Annotated in this window: 16 protein-coding genes; 8 read left to right on the forward strand and 8 right to left on the reverse strand. The window is 67.8% G+C overall.

What is annotated here, in order from left to right; genetic code table 11:
* The first annotated feature begins 303 nt into the window (after positions 1-303).
* The 5 genes from ACWDGI_RS03360 to ACWDGI_RS03380 all read left to right on the forward strand — a co-directional run bounded on the left by ACWDGI_RS03360 (position 304) and on the right by ACWDGI_RS03380 (position 6529).
* A complete protein-coding gene (locus ACWDGI_RS03360) occupies positions 304-1338 on the forward strand; it encodes an ABC transporter permease (protein ID WP_450754834.1) in 1035 nt (344 codons plus the stop codon).
* Positions 1339-1425: 87 nt separating this feature from the next.
* Complete coding sequence (locus ACWDGI_RS03365; RefSeq protein ID WP_450754836.1) at positions 1426-3228, forward strand: ABC transporter substrate-binding protein; 1803 nt, start codon at positions 1426-1428, stop codon at positions 3226-3228.
* A gap of 102 nt (positions 3229-3330) precedes the next feature.
* Positions 3331-4311 (forward strand): ABC transporter permease, encoded by a 981-nt coding sequence (locus tag ACWDGI_RS03370; RefSeq protein ID WP_450754838.1) that lies wholly within the window; start codon positions 3331-3333, stop codon positions 4309-4311.
* Between the two features lie 21 nt (positions 4312-4332).
* Positions 4333-5394 (forward strand): ABC transporter ATP-binding protein, encoded by a 1062-nt coding sequence (locus tag ACWDGI_RS03375; RefSeq protein WP_450754840.1) that lies wholly within the window; start codon positions 4333-4335, stop codon positions 5392-5394.
* Between the two features lie 13 nt (positions 5395-5407).
* Positions 5408-6529 (forward strand): ABC transporter ATP-binding protein, encoded by a 1122-nt coding sequence (locus ACWDGI_RS03380; RefSeq protein ID WP_450754842.1) that lies wholly within the window; start codon positions 5408-5410, stop codon positions 6527-6529.
* Here ACWDGI_RS03380 and ACWDGI_RS03385 read toward each other — a convergent pair.
* On the reverse strand, positions 6526-7266 hold the full coding sequence (locus tag ACWDGI_RS03385; protein WP_450754843.1) for a class I SAM-dependent methyltransferase: 741 nt from the start codon (positions 7264-7266) through the stop codon (positions 6526-6528). The two genes, ACWDGI_RS03380 and ACWDGI_RS03385, sit on opposite strands and share 4 nt — an antisense overlap.
* 84 nt (positions 7267-7350) lie before the next feature.
* Between ACWDGI_RS03385 and ACWDGI_RS03390 the strand changes: the two genes are divergently transcribed.
* Complete coding sequence (locus ACWDGI_RS03390; protein ID WP_450754845.1) at positions 7351-7743, forward strand: VOC family protein; 393 nt, start codon at positions 7351-7353, stop codon at positions 7741-7743.
* On the opposite strand, the gene ACWDGI_RS03395 is transcribed toward ACWDGI_RS03390, so the two are convergent.
* A complete protein-coding gene (locus ACWDGI_RS03395; protein WP_450754847.1) occupies positions 7731-7931 on the reverse strand; it encodes a DUF397 domain-containing protein in 201 nt (66 codons plus the stop codon). The genes ACWDGI_RS03390 and ACWDGI_RS03395 overlap by 13 nt on opposite strands.
* A gap of 2 nt (positions 7932-7933) precedes the next feature.
* Positions 7934-8785, reverse strand: a complete 852-nt coding sequence (locus ACWDGI_RS03400) for a helix-turn-helix domain-containing protein (protein WP_450754849.1) — start codon at positions 8783-8785, stop codon at positions 7934-7936.
* Between the two features lie 194 nt (positions 8786-8979).
* On the opposite strand from ACWDGI_RS03400, the gene ACWDGI_RS03405 reads away from it, so the two are divergent.
* Complete coding sequence (locus ACWDGI_RS03405; RefSeq protein ID WP_450754851.1) at positions 8980-9387, forward strand: ATP-binding protein; 408 nt, start codon at positions 8980-8982, stop codon at positions 9385-9387.
* A gap of 69 nt (positions 9388-9456) precedes the next feature.
* On the forward strand, positions 9457-10779 hold the full coding sequence (locus tag ACWDGI_RS03410; protein ID WP_450754853.1) for an MFS transporter: 1323 nt from the start codon (positions 9457-9459) through the stop codon (positions 10777-10779).
* A gap of 133 nt (positions 10780-10912) precedes the next feature.
* On the opposite strand, the gene ACWDGI_RS03415 is transcribed toward ACWDGI_RS03410, so the two are convergent.
* The 5 genes from ACWDGI_RS03415 to ACWDGI_RS03435 form a co-directional block, all read right to left on the reverse strand.
* Positions 10913-11956, reverse strand: a complete 1044-nt coding sequence (locus ACWDGI_RS03415) for an ABC transporter ATP-binding protein (RefSeq protein WP_450754855.1) — start codon at positions 11954-11956, stop codon at positions 10913-10915.
* 24 nt (positions 11957-11980) lie between these two features.
* The gene (locus ACWDGI_RS03420) at positions 11981-13018 is read right to left on the reverse strand and encodes an ABC transporter ATP-binding protein (RefSeq protein WP_450754857.1); all 1038 of its coding nucleotides are present in this window, start codon (positions 13016-13018) and stop codon (positions 11981-11983) included.
* Between the two features lie 48 nt (positions 13019-13066).
* On the reverse strand, positions 13067-14047 hold the full coding sequence (locus tag ACWDGI_RS03425; protein WP_450754859.1) for an ABC transporter permease: 981 nt from the start codon (positions 14045-14047) through the stop codon (positions 13067-13069).
* A 97-nt stretch (positions 14048-14144) separates the two neighbouring features.
* Positions 14145-15902 carry an ABC transporter substrate-binding protein gene (locus ACWDGI_RS03430; RefSeq protein WP_450754861.1) on the reverse strand — a complete coding sequence of 586 codons (1758 nt, stop codon included), beginning with the start codon at positions 15900-15902 and terminating at the stop codon, positions 14145-14147.
* Between the two features lie 82 nt (positions 15903-15984).
* On the reverse strand, positions 15985-16974 hold the full coding sequence (locus ACWDGI_RS03435) for an ABC transporter permease (protein ID WP_450754863.1): 990 nt from the start codon (positions 16972-16974) through the stop codon (positions 15985-15987).
* Positions 16975-17241 lie beyond the last annotated feature (267 nt).

Here is a 17241-nt window from a genome sequence, read left to right on the forward strand (position 1 = left end):
GAAGACGGAAGCCCTCTCCGGTTGGTGAACACGTGAAGTCATGAGGAGGGGTCCCATGTGCAGTGTCACAGGCACCAGGTGGGTTCCATCGTCGTCCGTTCCCGAATGCCCTTGTTCGTCCGGCGGCTGGTTCTGAGGAACCGGCCGGCCGCGTAGCGCCGTCGCTCGCCTACGCGCGTCCGGCTGTGGGTTTCCCGCATGCTCCGGGATGCCCTGACACGCCTTCAGATCCTGCCCCCGCGGCCGCGCTCCCCCATGCCGGTCGCCGGTTCGGCACACCCAGACCTGTGAATTGGACGAACTGTGACCAGTCCTACGGACATAGAGGGTGGCGGAAGGTCGGCCGTCATCGACGGCGGACCGCAGCCCGACACGAAGACCGCGGCGAGGCAGCTCGAAGGCCGGTCCCCCGGCCAGCTGATGTGGATGCGCTTCAAGCGCGACCGCACCGGCGTCCTCTCGGCCTACGTCGTGGGCTTCTTCTTCCTGATCGCCCTGATCGCCCCGCTGATCTCGATGCTGTACGGCAAGAACCCGTACACCGTCTACGCGGACGAGCGTCCCGAACTCTTCGACAGCGCGGGCGTGCCGGTGCAGCCCAACGGCGGCATCAGCAGTGACTTCTGGTTCGGCCTCGAACCGGGCAACGGCTACGACGTGTTCACCAAGCTCATCTACGGCATCCGGACCTCGCTGATGATCTCCGTGGCGGTGACGCTCGCGACGGTGCTGACCGGCATCCTGCTGGGCATCGCGGCCGGCTACCTCGGGGGGAGGACGGACTACTGGATCGGGCGGGTCATCGACTTCCTCCTCGCCTTCCCGGCCCAGCTGTTCTTCATCGCCAGCATGCCGGTGGTGGTCTCGCTCTTCGTGAACCCGCGCGACGAGACGCCCACCTATGTGCGAGTGGTCGCGCTGATCCTGGTGCAGTGGTTCCTCGGCTGGATGGGACTCGGCCGCATCCTGCGCGGCACCTCGCTCGCGCTGCGGGAACGGGAGTTCATCGAGGCGGCCAAGGTCAGCGGGGCCTCGCCCTGGCGGATCATCCGCAGGGAGATGCTGCCGAACGTCGTCACCCCGATCCTCGTCCAGTCGACGTACATGCTGCCGGGGTTCGTGACCGCGGAGGCGGGGCTGTCCTACCTCGGGGTGGGCATCGTCGAACCGACCCCGGACTGGGGGCAGATGTTCGCCAAGGCCTCCACCGAGCTCGTACTGCAGAACGACATCACCTACATGTTCTTCCCCGGCGTCTCGATGATCATCTTCATCGTGGCCTTCAACCTGCTCGGGGACTCGGTCCGCGACGCCTTCGATCCCAAGACGGCGCGCTGACCGCTCGTTCGTGGGCGTCCTCGCCCGGATACCGCACGGCAATTCCCTTTGTGCACCGGTGACACGGAGATAGGTGGAAATTCAGTGATGAGTAGGGGCGGACGCCACGCATACACGGCGCTCTCAGTGCTCGCGGCCGGAGCTCTCGTGCTCACCGGTTGCAGCAAGGGAGGCAGCGATGCGAGCGACAACAGCAAGAAGGACCAGGACAACGCCAAGGCGCAGCAGGCGGCCATCAAGTTCGGTGACGCGGCCGACTCCCAGGGCCCCGCGAAGGCGGTGCCCGGCGCCAAGAGCGGCGGCAAGATGGAGGTGCTCCAGCGTGACAGCTACGCCCACCTCGACCCGGCCCAGATCTACGTCTCCGACGAGGGCTCGCTCGCGACGCTGATCCACAGAGGCCTGACCGGGTACAAGTCGACCGACGACAAGGGAGTGGGCCACGAGATCGTCGGCGACCTCGCCACCGACTCCGGCACCACCACCGACGGCGGCAAGACCTGGAAGTACACCCTCAAGGACGGCATCAAGTTCGCCGACGGCACGCCCATCACGTCGGCGGACTTCCGGCAGACCTACGAGCGGCTCTTCGCGTCCTTCATCAACCAGGGCCCGACCTACCTGCAGCAGTGGCTGGCCGACACCACGGGCGCCGACTACCGCAAGCTGCTGCCGGACGGCCCCTACAAGGGCAAGCACCTGCCGGACAGCATCCTCGAGACGCCCGACGCCAAGACCATCGTCTTCCACTTCAAGACGGCCCACCCGGACCTCCCGTACGCGCTCGCCATGGCGGGCTACGCGGTGGTGTCCAAGAAGGGTGACACCCAGGCGAAGTACGACAAGAACCCGGTCACGAGCGGCCCGTACAAGATCCAGTCGTTCAAGTCGGGCAAGTCGATGGTCCTGGTCAAGAACACCAACTGGGACGCGAAGACCGACCCGATCCGCAGCCAGTACGTGGACGAGTTCGACTTCACCTTCAACCAGCAGTTCGAGACGTCCACCAAGGCCCTCCTCGCGGACAGTGGTGCCGACCAGACCGGCGTCAGCTTCAACAACCAGGTCGACGCGGGCAACCTGTCCAAGGTCCTCAGCGACTCCACCCTCAAGGCCCGTACGGTCGCCGGCTACCAGCCGTACGTGGGCCAGATGAACATCAACCTGAACCACATCAAGGACAAGAAGATCCGTCAGGCCATCGCGTACGCGCTGCCCATCACGCCGTTCATCCGCGCCTACGGAGGCAACGACGCCATGGAGGTGGCCGGCGGTCTGATCTCCCCGACCGTCACCGGCTACGACTCCAAGTTCGACCCGTTCGGCAAGAAGGCGAAGCCGGCCGGTGACCCGGACAAGGCCAAGAAGCTCCTCCAGGAGGCCGGCAAGGTCGGCATGAAGCTGACCTTCGGCTACATCAACACCCCTGAGGGCCAGCAGTACTCGACCGCCATGGCGGCGGGCCTGAAGAAGGCCGGCTTCGACGTCCAGCGCCAGGAGATCCCGGCCGAGACGTACTACGACCAGATCGGCAAGGTCGACAACAACTACGACATCTACCACACCGCGTGGGGTGCCGACTGGCCGTCCGCCTCGACCGTGATCCCGCCGCTGTACGACGGCCGGGCGATCGCCGACGGCTCGCCGAACTACTCGCACGTCAACGACCCCAAGGTCAACAGCGACATCGACGCCGCCAACGCGATCACCGACCCGGCCAAGTCCGCCGCGGCCTGGGAGAAGATCGACAAGTACCTGCTCACGGACGTCGTCAACGCCGTTCCGACCGCCTACTACAAGCAGGTCCAGATCGCCGGCTCCAAGGTCGGCGGGCTCGTCTACGACAACGTGATCGGCGGCATCGACCCGCGTCGCCTCTACATCAAGTAACCGCCGCCGTCGGTCCGGTACCCGGTACGTCCGTCCACCCCGCGCGGGTGACGGCGTACCGGGTACCGTCCGGCCCGCCGACGCGAGAGAGCTGCCCCTGTCATGCTGCGTTTCCTCGTCCGCCGGTCCCTCGGTGCGATCGTCATCCTCTTCCTGCTGAGCATCGTCACGTTCCTGCTGTTCTTCGGGATGCCCCGGGACCCGGCCCTGCTGATGTGCGGCAAGACGTGCAACCCGACGTCGCTCGCGAACATCCACCATGTGCTCGGCCTCGACAAGTCGATCCCCGAGCAGTACGGAATCTTCCTGCACAACCTGGTACTGGGCAGCAACCAGTTCGACCAGGGCCCCTGCCCCGCCCCGTGCTTCGGGTACTCGTACCACACCAACGACCCGGTCTGGCCGACGCTCATGGACCGGCTGCCCACCACGGTCTCGCTCACCCTGGGCGGTGCGGTCTGCTTCCTGGTCATCGGTCTCGGCACCGGCCTCGCGGCCGCCTGGAAACGCGGCACCCTCGTGGACAAGGCCGCCACCGCCGGGGCGATGGTGCTCAGTTCGATGCAGATCTACTTCCTCGGCCCGCTCGCGCTCGCTGTCCTCGTCTACCAGACCCACTGGTTCGACAAACCGGCCTACAACAACTTCGAGGACAACCCGGTCACCTGGTTCACCGGACTGATCATCCCCTGGGTGGTGCTGTCCACGATCTTCGCCGCGCAGTACACCCGTATGGCGCGCTCGGCGATGATCGAACAGCTGCAGGAGGAGCACGTCCGCACGGCCCGCGCGAAGGGCATGTCCCGGCGGTACGTCTTCTTCCGCTACGCCTGGCGCGGCTCACTGATCCCGATCGTCACCATCTTCGGCATCGACCTGGGCTCGCTGCTCGGCGGAGCCATCATCACCGAGTACACGTTCAGTCTGCCGGGGCTCGGCCAACTCGCCGTGCAGTCCGTGTTCTTCAGCGACCTTCCGCTGCTGCTGGGCGTGATGCTGTTCTCGGCCGCCATGATCCTGCTGTTCAACATCATCGTCGACGCGGCGTACGCGTTCATCGACCCGCGCATCCGGCTGGCCTAGCCGGGTAAGAGGAGAACCGTCGTGACCACTTTGACCAAGGACGCCGGCGCCCCCTCCCCGGCCGACGCGGGCGCCTTCCTCTCCGTGCGGGACCTGTACGTCAGCTTCCGCACCGAGGACGGTGTCGTGCGGGCCGTGGACGGGCTGTCGTTCGACGTGCAGCGCGGCAGGACGCTCGGCATCGTCGGCGAGTCGGGCTCCGGCAAGTCCGTCACCAACCTCACCATCCTCGGCCTGCACAACCCGCAGTTCACCACCGTCGAGGGCGAGATCCTCCTGGACGGCAAGGAACTGACCACCGCCAGGGAATCCGAGATGGAGAAGCTGCGCGGCAACAAGGTCGCCATGATCTTCCAGGACCCGCTCACCGCGCTGTCGCCGTACTACACGGTCGGGCGCCAGATCGCCGAGCCGTTCATGAAGCACAAGGGCGCCTCGAAGAAGGCGGCCTGGGAGCGGGCCGTGGAGATGCTCGGCAAGGTGGGCATCCCCAACCCCGCGGCGCGGGCGAAGGACTACCCGCACCAGTTCTCCGGCGGTATGCGCCAGCGCGCGATGATCGCGATGGCCCTGGTCTGCGACCCCGACCTGCTGATCGCCGACGAACCGACCACGGCCCTGGACGTCACGGTCCAGGCCCAGATCCTGGACCTCCTCAAGGACCTGCAACAGGAGTTCGGATCGGGCATCATCTTCATCACCCACGACCTGGGGGTGATCGCCGACATGGCCGACGACATCATGGTGATGTACGCGGGCGGCGCGGTGGAGCGCGGCACGGTGGACGAGGTGCTGCGCGCACCCCAGCACCCCTACACCTGGGGCCTGCTGAACTCCATGCCCCGCCTGGACTCCGACCTCGCCACCCCGCTGAGCCCGATCCCCGGCACCCCGCCCTCCCTGCTGAACCCGCCCTCCGGCTGCCGCTTCCACCCGCGCTGCACCTTCCAGGACCGGGTCGGCGGCGCCCGCTGCGTCACCGAACGCCCGCTCCTGGCCCCCGACCGCGCCTCGGCCTGCCACCTCACGGCGGACCAGAAGCGAACCATTTTCATCGAAGAGATCAAGCCCCGACTGGGCTAGGAGACGACACGTCATGACCCAGGACACGATCCTTCCGGCCCAGCGCGAGGCCGCCGCCGGAGAACCGCTGCTGGAGGTCTCCGGGCTGACCAAGTACTTCCCGGTCAAGGGCGGCTTCCCGATCAGGCGGACGGTCGGGCACGTCCAGGCCGTGGACGGCATCGACCTGACCGTGGGGGTGGGTGAGAGCTTCGGCCTGGTGGGCGAGTCGGGCTGCGGCAAGTCGACGACGGGCCGCCTGATCACCCGCCTGATGGAGCCGACCAGCGGTTCGATCTCGTACCGCGGCAAGGACATCAGCCGTGCCTCGCGCAAGCAGCTGGCGCCGATCCGCTCCGAGATCCAGATGATCTTCCAGGACCCGTACTCCTCGCTGAACCCGCGCCAGACCGTCGGCAAGATCATCTCGGGCCCGATGGAGATCAACGGGATACAGCCGGAGGGCGGCCGGGAGAAGCGCGTCCGGGAGCTGCTGGAGATCGTCGGCCTCAACCCCGAGCACTTCAACCGCTTCCCGCACGAGTTCTCCGGCGGCCAGCGCCAGCGCATCGGTGTGGCCCGCGCGCTGGCCCTGGAGCCGAAGCTGATCGTGGCCGACGAGCCCGTCTCGGCCCTGGACGTCTCCATCCAGGCCCAGGTGGTGAACCTCCTCCAGCAGGTCCAGCGGGAACTGGGCATCGCCTTCCTCTTCATCGCCCACGACCTGGCGGTGGTACGGCACTTCTCCCAGCGGGTCGCGGTGATGTACCTCGGCAAGATCATCGAGGTCGGTGACCGGGACGCCATCTACAACCGTCCCCGCCACCCCTACACCCACGCCCTGCTCTCGGCGGTGCCCGAGGTGAACCTCTCGGGCGATGAGGACGCGGCCGGCCGCGAACGCATCCGCCTGGCCGGCGACGTCCCGTCCCCCATCTCCCCGCCGTCCGGCTGCCGTTTCCGCACCCGCTGCTGGAAGGCCCAGGACAAGTGCGCGGCGGAGGAACCGCCGCTGGTCCAGATCTCGGGCAACCGGGAGGGCCACCTGACGGCCTGCCACTTCCCGGAGGAGCCGACGACGGAGGCGCGGGAAGAGGACATCATCCTGGACCCGGCGCTGGTGGCGCTGGAGGAGGACAACCAGGACCAGCCCTAGCCCGGTTGCGCGACGGTGATGATCTCGGGGCTGTCGGCGGTGAGCGGGCCCCGGGACCAGTCACCGTACTGTTCGACGACCTTGAGACCGGCGTCGGCGAGGAAGCCGGCGAGGGCGTCGGGGCCGAGGAAACGCAGGGTGGCGCGGCACACCCGGGGCTGGGGCCAGGGGGAGCCGTCGTACGTCTCGGTGAAGGTCACCCGGTCCCCGGCCGGGGCTCCCTCGACCTCGTGCCAGACCCGGACCTCACGGCCGTCCGGGTCGGTGACGTGGTGCACGCGGTCGGGGGTCCAGCTCTCCCAGGCGCGGGCGCCGGGATTGCGGGTCTCGAAGACGAAGCGGCCGGTGGGGGAGAGGGCCTGCCGTACGGCGGTCAGCGCGACGCGCAGCTCCTCGTCGCCCAGCAGCACCTGGAAGGCGTGACCGGTCATCACGACGAGGTCGAAGCCGGGCCCGTCCCAGCGCCGGGTGCGGAGATCGCCGAGGATCCATTCGACGGCCGGGTCGGCCCGCCGCCCCTGCACGAGCATCGCGGCCGCCGGGTCGAGCCCCGCCAGCCGTCCCTCGTGCCCCGCCTCGCGGGCCTGCCGCAGCAGCCGCCCGGTGCCGCAGCCGACGTCGAGGACAGAGCCGGCGGACATGACGAGTTCCAGGTAGAAGTCGTCACCCGGCCCCCACGGGTTGAGGCTGTCGTAGAGCGCGGCGAGCGAGATATCCGCGTACGCATGATCGACCACCGCGGCAGTGTGCCACATGATGTTGAACGGAGGGTCAGGAACAGGCTTCCTCTTGACCTTCTATCAACTTCCTTTGGAGTGAGGGTGCTTCATCACGTAGAGCTGTGGGTGGCGGATCTGGACCAGGCCACGGAGTCCTGGGGCTGGCTGCTCGAACGGCTGGGCTGGACGCCGTACCAGGACTGGCCGGGGGGCCGCAGCTGGCGACTGGGGGCGACGTACGTCGTGATCGAGGAGTCGCCGGCACTGCGGGGCGGCGACGCCGGACACGACCGGATGCGCCCGGGCCTGAACCACCTGGCGTTCCACGCGGCCGACCGGGCGACGGTCGATGCGCTGACGGAGGAGGCCGCGGAACACGGCTGGGAACTGCTCTTCACCGACCGCCATCCGTACGCGGGCGGTCCCGGCCACTACGCGGCGTACCTGGAGAACAGGGACGGCTTCGAGGTGGAACTGGTCGCTCAGGGACGCTGAGGGACGGTGCCCTTCAGAGCCTCGAGGAACGGGGCGAAGACGGTGACGGGGACGGTGAGGGTGGCTCTGGTGGGGGCCTTGGAGTCGCGGATGGATATGTGGGTGGGGTGGTGGGCGACTTCTACGCAGGCGTCCCCCTGGCCGCCTCCGGAGAAGGATGACTTCAGCCAGAGGTCGGGGGTCGGCATGGTTACAGCTCCTTCACCACTCGGTGGATGAAGTCACGCGATCGATCGGATTCGAGTGACACCGCCTCCACCCTACGGAAGAGCGTTCGGTAGCGGGCGAGCTGGGCCTCCGCGTCGACGAAAACGGGTCCGTTGGGCCCGTCCCGGACGACGGTGTCCAATTTGGGTACGGTGCCACCCGCGTACACCATGGCGCTTCCCGCCCCGCCGAAGCCGTCCAGATCGAAAGGGACGACGTGGACGCCGATGTGGTCGGCCTCGGCGAGTTCCAGGAGGTGGATGAGCTGCGCCCGCGTCGCCTGCCGCTTCCCGACCCGAATACGCAGTGCCGCCTCGTGGATCAGCGCCGTGTACGGGACCGGATCCGGGCGCTCGATGATGACCCGACGCTTCGTACGATGTTCCACCCAGCGATCGACGTCACTCCGGGGGAACTCCGGGTTCACGTAGGAGAAGAGCGACCGGGCGTATTCGGCGGTCTGGAGGAGACCGGGGATGTGCAGGAACTCCACGTCCCAGCGGTAGCTGGCGTGATGCTCCAGTTCGGGTAGATCCATGAAGGGCCTGGGCAGCAGATCCCGGTACTCCTCCCACCAGCCGCGCGTCCTGTCGGCCGCCATCGCGGCCAGGGCTCCGATCAACTCCGAGTCCGTACAGGCGTAGTTGGCCGCGAGCCGACGAACTCGTTGTTCGCTCACTCCGGCGATCCCGGACTCCATCTGACTCATCTGGACGGAGTTCACCCCGAGCAGGCTCGCCGCCTCGGTTGCCTTGAGCCCGGCGGCTTCCCGCAGCCTTCGAAGCTCGGCCCCTAGGCGTACCTGGCGTGCGGTGGGGTGCCGACGTGCTGGCACGGCGTCCTTCTTTCCTCAACGTCCCTGGTGAGTCCACTCGTTCGGAGGTCAGGCTACGCGATCCGCTTGCGGCGAATGAAATTTATGACCTACCGTCGGTGATGTAGCGCACACGCTGCGGAAGTGCACCGCATCGTCATGCGGCGATGCCACCGTGCGTGAAATCCCCTTCATCCGACCGGAGTTGATGACGCATGCCCGAAACCTGGGATTACACGCTGTCCGTCCCGAACGACCTCAGAGCGGTCACGATCTGCCGCCGCACCCTGCGTCTGATCCTGACGATGCACGGGCTCATCGGCCTGGCCGACACGGCGGAACTGCTGGCGGCGGAGCTGGTCTCCAACGCCGTAAGGCACACGAAGGGGCCTGCTGCACTGAGGGTCCGGCGTTCCCCGGAGGGCGTCGTGTGGATCGGGGCGTGGGATGCGGATCCCGTGCCTCCGGAGCCGCCGGGGTCGTTGGAGGCGGTGGCGGGTCTCGAAGAGGCGGGGCGGGGGCTGGGCCTGGTGGTGGCGAGCGCCGACTGCTGGGGCTGGCAGCCGTCCGCCCGGTTCGGGGACCGGGGCAAGTACGTGTGGTGTGAGTTGGGGGTGGCGTGAGGGTGGTCGTCGACGCGACCGCAGGGGGAGAGAAGGGCCCGAGACGCCGAAGGCGTAGTGTGCCCGTCCATGTCTGTCGCTGATCGCACCCCCTCCTTACTTCGCAACGCCGGCTTCGTCCGGCTGGCACTGGCTCGGATCATCTCCGTCCTGGGCAACGGATTCGCCCGGATCGCGCTGGCTTTCGCGGTGCTCTCGCTGCCCGGCGCGACCCCGGGAGAGCTCTCGCTGGTCGTCGCCTGCCAGGCGGTCCCGCAGCTGGCTCTGGTCCTGGTGGGCGGTGTGATCGCCGACCGGGTCTCCCGCTCCGGGCTGATGGTGGTGTCGGACGTGCTGGGCGCCCTCTCCTACGGCGGACTCGCGGCGATGGTGCTCAGCGGCCACGCCCCGGTCGCCGCACTGTGCGCACTGGCCGTCACCGCGGGAGTCGCGTCCGCCCTCTTCGGGCCCGCGATGGACGGGGTCATCCCGCGGCTGGTGCCGTCCGAGGTGCTCCAGCGAGCCAACGGCCTGCTGCGGGTCGGTACCAACACCTCGCTGCTGCTGGGGCTGGCCCTGTCGGGCGTGACCGTGGCATGGGTCGGGGCCGGCTGGGCGCTGGCCCTCAACAGCCTGTCCTTCGTCGTCAGCGCCGCGCTCACCGTCCCGCTGCGGCTGAGCCGTCGGCCACGGAAGGCCGCCTTGGGCTGGGCCGATCTACGCGAGGGCTGGCAGGAGTTCGCCTCCCGCCAGTGGCTGTGGGTGGTCGTCGTCCAGTTCTCCGTGGTCGTCGCCGCAATGAACGCGAACGCCGGTGTCCTGGGGCCACTGGCGGCGAGTGCCCACTTCGGCGGGGCCCGCGCCTGGTCGCTGGTGGTGGCCGCACAGGCCCTGGGGGCGGTGGCCGGCGCAGGGATCGCGGGCCGTACCCGGGTGGGGCGGCCGATCCTGGCGGCGGTCCTGTTCACCCTGCCCGTCGCCCTGCCGCCGGTCCTCCTCGGGGTCGGGGCGCCCCTGTGGGTCGTGGCCGTGGGCGCCTTCGCCGCCGGCGTCAGCCTCGACTTCTTCGGCGTGCTGTGGTCCACGACCATCCAGCGTGAGGTCCCCGAGGAGGCGCTGTCCCGGGTCAGTTCCTACGACTGGTTCGGCTCGCTCACCCTCGCGCCGCTCGGCCTCGCCCTGGCGGGTCCCGCCGCCGACGCCTTCGGCACCGACCGGATGCTGGAGGTCTGCGCGGTCCTGATCGTCGCTGCCACGCTCGCCGCACTCCTGTCTCCCGCGGTGCGGTCGCTGCGGGCCCCGGACGCGGACCGGCCCGAGCCCCTCGTGGCCGGTACGGCGGCGCCCGCCGCCCCGCCGCAGAGCGACGCGTCGCTGCCCGACGCCGGCACGGGCGACGCCACCCCCTCCTGACGGCGGCGGCCATGAGAAAGGCCCGCACCTGGGGAGGTGCGGGCCTTTCTCCCCTGGAGCGGACGTTCAGGGCTCGGGTCAATGGGCCGGTGAAGGTCCGTTCCGCAGGCGGCGGCTGACGGAAAGGGGTGTGTCAGGCCGCTGCCTCGGGGTCCTTGGAGAGGCGCGGGGCGGGAACCATGTCCCGTACCTCAGGGTAGTGGCACGCGGTCAGGTGGCCGGGCTTGTTGCCCTCGGCCTGGACCAGCGGTGGGGCCTCCGTCGCGCACTTCTCCGTCGCCTTCCAGCAACGGGTGCGGAAGCGGCAGCCCGACGGCGGGTTGATCGGGGACGGGACGTCGCCGACCAGTCGGATCCGCTCACGCGGCTCCACGTCCACCGTCGCCTCGGGCACGGCGGACAGCAAGGCCCGCGTGTAGGGGTGGCGCGGGTTGTCGTACAGGTCCTCGCGGTCGGCGATCTCCACGATCTTACCGAGGTACATGACCGCGACGCGCTGCGAGAAGTGCCGCACGATCGCGAGGTCGTGGGCGATGAAGACGAACGCGATGCCCAGCTCGCGCTGGACCTTCTGGAGCAGGTTGACGACCTGGGCCTGGATGGAGACGTCCAGGGCGGAGACCGGCTCGTCGGCGACGATCAGCTTCGGCTCCAGCGCGAGGGCGCGGGCGACGCCGATGCGCTGGCGCTGGCCGCCGGAGAACTCGTGCGGGAAGCGGTTGAAGTGCTCCGGGTTGAGACCGACGATCTCCAGGAGCTCGCGGACCCGGGCCTCGCGGCCGCCGGGCGGGTTGATGCCGTTGATCTCCATCGGGCCCGCGATGATCTTGCCGACCGTCTGCCGCGGGTTGAGGGACGCGTACGGGTCCTGGAAGATCATCTGGATCTCGGACCGGATCGGCGCCAGCTGCCTGCGGCCCGCGTGCGTGATGTCCTGCCCGCGGTAGGAGATCTTGCCGCCGGTCGGCTCCAGGAGGCGGGTGATCAGCCGGCCGGTGGTCGACTTGCCGCAGCCCGACTCGCCGACAAGGCCGAGCGCCTCGCCCTCGGCGACCTGGAAGTCCAGACCGTCGACGGCCTGCACCGCGCCGACCGTCCGCTTGATCGGGAAGCCGCCCTTGATCGGGAAGTGCTTGGTCAGCCCGGAGACGTCCAGGAGGGGGTTCGTGTTGCTCATGATCGTGAAGTCCCGTCTTGTCCGTCAGTTGTGGCTGGTCGCCGCGTAGTCGGCGAAGAGGTCGTCACGCTGGCTGAGTTCCAGGTGGCAGGCGGAGCCGCGGCCCTCGGTCAGCTGGAGCAGCGGGCTCTCGGTGGAGCACCTGTTGCCCGGGACCTTGTCCGCGAACGCGCAGCGCGGGTGGAAGCGGCAGCCGGTGGGCGGGTTGAGCAGCGAGGGCGGCGAGCCGGGGATCGGCGACAGCGGGACGTCGACCGGTCCGTCGAGGCTCGGCATGGAGTTGAGCAGGCCCAGCGTGTACGGGTGCTGCGGCGCGCCCAGCACCTGCTTCTTGGTGCCGCGCTCCACACACCGGCCGCCGTACATCACCAGGACGTCGTCAGCGATGTCGGCGATGACCCCGAGGTCGTGGGTGATGAAGATGATCGCCGTGCCGAACTCCTGCTGGAGGTCCTTCAGCAGGTCCATGATCTGCGCCTGGACGGTCACGTCGAGCGCCGTGGTGGGCTCGTCGGCGACCAGCAGCTCGGGGTCGCACACCAGCGCCATCGCGATCATCGCGCGCTGGCGCATACCACCGGAGAACTGGTGCGGGTAGTCGTCCACCCGCACGTCCGGCTGGGGGATCCCGACCCGCTTCAGCATCTCGATCGCCCGCGCCCGGGACTCCTTCTTGGAGGCGCCGGTGTGCTTGCGGTACACCTCGGAGATCTGGGTGCCGATGGTGTGGTACGGCGACAGCGAGGCCAGCGCGTCCTGGAAGATCATCGACATCTTGTTGCCGCGCAGCTTCTCCAGCTCCCGCTCGGAAGCCGTGAGCAGCTCCTTGCCGTCGAGCAGGATCTCGCCGTCGATCTGGGTGCGGGCGGGGTCGTGCAGACCCAGGATCGTCAGGTTGGTGACGGACTTGCCGGAGCCCGACTCGCCCACGATGCCGAGTGTCTGGCCCTTGACGAGGTCGAAGCTGAGCCCGTCGACGGCCTTGACGATGCCGTCCTCGGTGGAGAAGTGGACTTTGAGGTCCTTGACGGAGAGGAACGGCTGCTGATCGGTGCTCGTCACGGTGACGCTCCTGGGGGGTGATGCGAGAGGTCGGGGGTGGGGCGGAGGTCAGGCGAGCCGGATCCGCGGGTCGATGAGGGCGTAGACGGCGTCGACGACGATGTTGAAGATCACGATCGCGCCGGCGGACAGCAGGGTCACGCCGAGCACCATGGGCAGGTCGCTCTGGTCCACGGACTTCAGCGCGAGCTGGCCCACGCCCTGGAGGCTGAAGACGGTCTCGGTGATGATCGCGCCGCCGATGAGCGTGGCGAGGTCGATGCCGAAGATCGTGACGATCGGACCCATGGCGCCGCGCCAGGCGAACCGGAAGAAGACGTTGCGCCGGGACAGGCCCTTGGCCCGAGCCGTGCGTACGTAGTCCTCGCTGAGCGTCTCGACCAGCTGCGAGCGCGTCATACGGGTGTAGTTCGCGGTCCAGATGAGGGCCAGCACCAGCCACGGCAGCAGCAGGCCGGAGGCCCACTCGATGGGGTTCTGGGTGAGGGGGGTGTACGACGGGTTGTCCAGGATGCCGAGCTTGGCGACGAAGAAGTACATCGCGATGTAGCCGACGAAGTAGATCTGCATCGAAGAGGCGACCAGCGACGCCGAGCTGGCGACCTTGTCCTGCCACTTGCCCTGCTTGACGGCGGCCAGCATGCCCGAGCCGATGCCGAAGATGAGGAAGACGACGGCCGAGCCGAAGGCGAGCGACAGGGTCAGCGGAAGCCGGTCCAGGATCGTGCCGAGGACGGGCTCGCGGTTGGCGAACGAGTACCCGAGGCAGGGCGCGCTGCAGTTGCCGAAGTCGCCGTAGCTGCGACCGACGAAGATGCCCTTGAGCCAGTACCAGTACTGGACCGGAACCGGGTGGTCGATGCCCAGGTTGTGCCGGACCTGCGCGAGCATGTCGGGCGTGCAGTTCTTGCCGCAGGACAACGTGGCGGGGTCACGCGGGATGGCGTAGAAGAGCCAGAAAGTAACGGCGCTGATGATCAACAGGATGACCAGCGCGCCGAAGACTCGGCGGACAAGGAAGCGGAACATGGGGCGTGACTTTCCGGACGGGGCGCCGTCGCCGGGGTGAGGGGTGGGCCGTAGGGGGGCGGCCAGGTCGCGGCCGCCCCCCGAGGGTCTGGTGCGCTTACTTCTTGACGTACAGCTTGCAGAGCGCGACGCAGGTGTTGCCGGCGTCGTAGACGACGTTGCCGATCTTGGATCCGTACATCCAGTTACGGATGGAGTGGTAGTCCGGGACGACCGCCGCGAGCTCCATGATCTGCTTGTCGATGGCACCCCAGGCCTTGTTGGCCTCGGCGACGTCGGCGATCTTGGCGGCCGCGTCGATCGCCTTGTTCACGCTCGGGTCGTTCAGCTGGGCGTAGTTGCTGCGGCCGTCGCCGATGTTCTTGCCGCTCCAGCAGGGGTAGAAGACCGAGTAGCCGTTCGGCCAGTCCGGGCTCCAGCCGGCCGCGAACAGGTCGTAGCCGTTGTCGATCTTGCCGATCTGGGTGTAGAAGGTCGTCTTGTCGACCTGCTGGTTGACGACCTGGAAGCCGGCCGCCTCAAGGGCGTTCTTGATGGCCACGGCCTGCTTCACCGCGTTGTCCGACTGCTGGTAGGCGATGACCAGCTTCTGGCCGACCTTGCCGGCCTCCTTCAGCAGCGCCTTGGCCTTGACCGGGTCGCCGCCGGGCTTCGTGGTCACGCCGTACAGGTCGAACTTCTTGTAGCCGGGGGTCACCGGGCTGAGGATGGTGCTGGCCAGCTCGCTGGTGGAGGCGCCACCGCGGATGGTCTGCAGCTGCTGGTGCGGCCACGCCCAGTTGATCGCCTGGCGGACCTTCACGTCCTTGATCCGGGTCATGTTGATCGGCCAGTAGTAGGTGACCGTGTCGACCTGGGTGAGGACGCGCTGCTTCAGCTTGGCGTTGGTGAGGACCTGCGCGGTGCGCTCGGCGGCGACCTCGTTGAAGATCGACATCGCGTACTGGTCGTTGCCCTTGTCCGCGATGTAGCGGTCCGTGGAGGCGACCGGCTGGAAGCCGAACTGGAAGATGTACTTGTCCGGGTACGCGTTGCGGATCGAGTCCGTGGCGGCGTCCCAGTGCTCGTTGCGCACGTAGGTCATCGACTTGCCGATGCTGCGGCTGTCGATCTTGTAGGGACCAAGGGCGTACGGACGCTTGTCGTACTTCTCCTTGGTGTCCTTCTTCTTGTTGACCAGGCCGTAGCCCGGCATGCCGAGCGTGTAGTTGAAGTCGGTGCGGGGCTCGGTGAGCGTGAACGTGATCGTCTTGCCGGAGATCTCGATCGAGGAGAGCTTCTTGCCCTCGTAGGGGCCCTTGTACTTGTCGCCGCCGACCAGCCACTGCTGGACGTAGCGGGGGCCCTCGGTGACGAAGGAGGCGAAGAGGCGCTCGAAGGTGTGACGGACGTCGTCCATGGAGAGGTCGGTGCCGTCCTCCCACTTGATGCCGTCCTTGATCGTGAACGACCAGGTCTTGCCGCCGTCCTTCATGGTGCCGGCGTCGGTCGCGACGTCGCCGACGAGCGTGGCGCCGCCCTTGTCGTCGACCTTGTAGCCGGTCAGACCGCGCAGGATCGGGCGGGTGATGGCGCCCTCGGTGGAGACGTAGATCTGCGCCGGGTCCAGGTGGTCCATGTCGAACTGGTCGAGCGAGTAGACCGTGCCGCCCTTGACCGCGCCCGTGACCTCGGGCGCCGGGCCCGTGGAGTCCGCCTTGGTCCCGACCGGGATGTTCATGGTCTTCGCCGTGGACACGGACGGGACCTTGGACGAGCCCTTGCTGTCGTCACCGCTGCTGCAAGCGCTCAGCACGGTCGTGGAGGCCGCAGCCACACCGGTGGCGATCAGGAAGTTTCTGCGAGAAAAAGACATGCTGAGCCTGCCTATAGGGGTCAATTCGGATGGTCGGAACCAGCCGGACGTCATCGAACCGGGCCGGGTGGTACAGGGATTGCTACCGCTTGGACTTCGGGTCGAGCGCGTCGCGCACGGAGTCACCGAGCAGGTTGAAGGCGAGGACGAAGATCACCATGGAGATGCCCGGGAAGAGCATGAAGGTGATGTCCTCGGTGTAGAACTGCGCGCCTCGGCCGATCATCACGCCCCAGTCGGGGGTCGGATCGATCATGCCCACGCCGAGGAAGGCGAGGCCCGCCTCCGCGGTCACGAAGGCCGGCAGCAGCAGGGTGGACTGGATGATGATCGGAGTCCAGAGGTTGGGCAGCAGCTCCTTGAACACGACGCGCATCGGTGACGCGCCCGTGACCTTGGCCGCCTCGACGAACTCCCGCTCGCGCAGGCCGAGTACCTGCCCGCGTAGCAGTCGGGCGATGGACGCCCAGCCGAAGGCGGACAGCACCAGGATCAGCGCGGTGGCGCGGAGCGAGGTCGGGATGTTCTCGTCGGGGGCGACGAAGAAGCCGAACACGACGGGCATGAACGCGATGAAGAAGAGCGTGGACGGGAACGACAGCAGGATGTCGATGATCCGGCTGACGAGGTAGTCCGTCTTGCCGCCCAGGTAGCCCGCCGTGACACCGATCACGACGCCGAGGACCGTGGTGAGCAGGGCGGCGGCCGTCGCGATACCGAGAGAGTTGCGGATGGCGTACAGCAGGAACGTGAAGACGTCCCGGCCGAGCTGGGGTTCGATGCCGAACCAGTACTCCGAGCTCATGCCGCCGTTGGGCCCTGCGGGGTACGAGAAGGCGTTGAGCAGCTCGGGGTGCTGGGTGGTGTAGGTGGTGTACGGGTCCTTCCCGTACAGCTTCGCGATGAGCGGCGCGGCTACGCCGATCACGAAGAAAAAGATCACGACGTAAGCGGATATAACGCCCGTCCGGTCGCGCCTGAAGCGCTTCCAGGCCAGGCGGCCCGGCGACCTGCTCTCGCTGCCCTTCGAGCCGTCCGAAGTCGTCGACTTCTTCTCGGTCTCGTCGGTCACCTCGAGCGGGGCAGCCGCGGATGGGGTTGGGGGGGTCATGGTGCTCCTGGCCCAAGGGAGGGTCTGATGACTCCGCAGGGCACTCCCCTACGGGCTACGCCGGACTTTTTCAACGCAATTCATTCAAGGTCAATAAATTCTCGGGCGGCTTGGGTTTCTCTTTACCTTTTTTACCTGGCCTTGACCGTTCCGTAGCTACGCGGGTAGCACCTCGTAATCACCCCGTGCTTTAGTTCGGACTAACCGGGCTAAACGGGCAAGGAGTTC

The organism is Streptomyces sp. NPDC001220 (genome assembly GCF_053597895.1).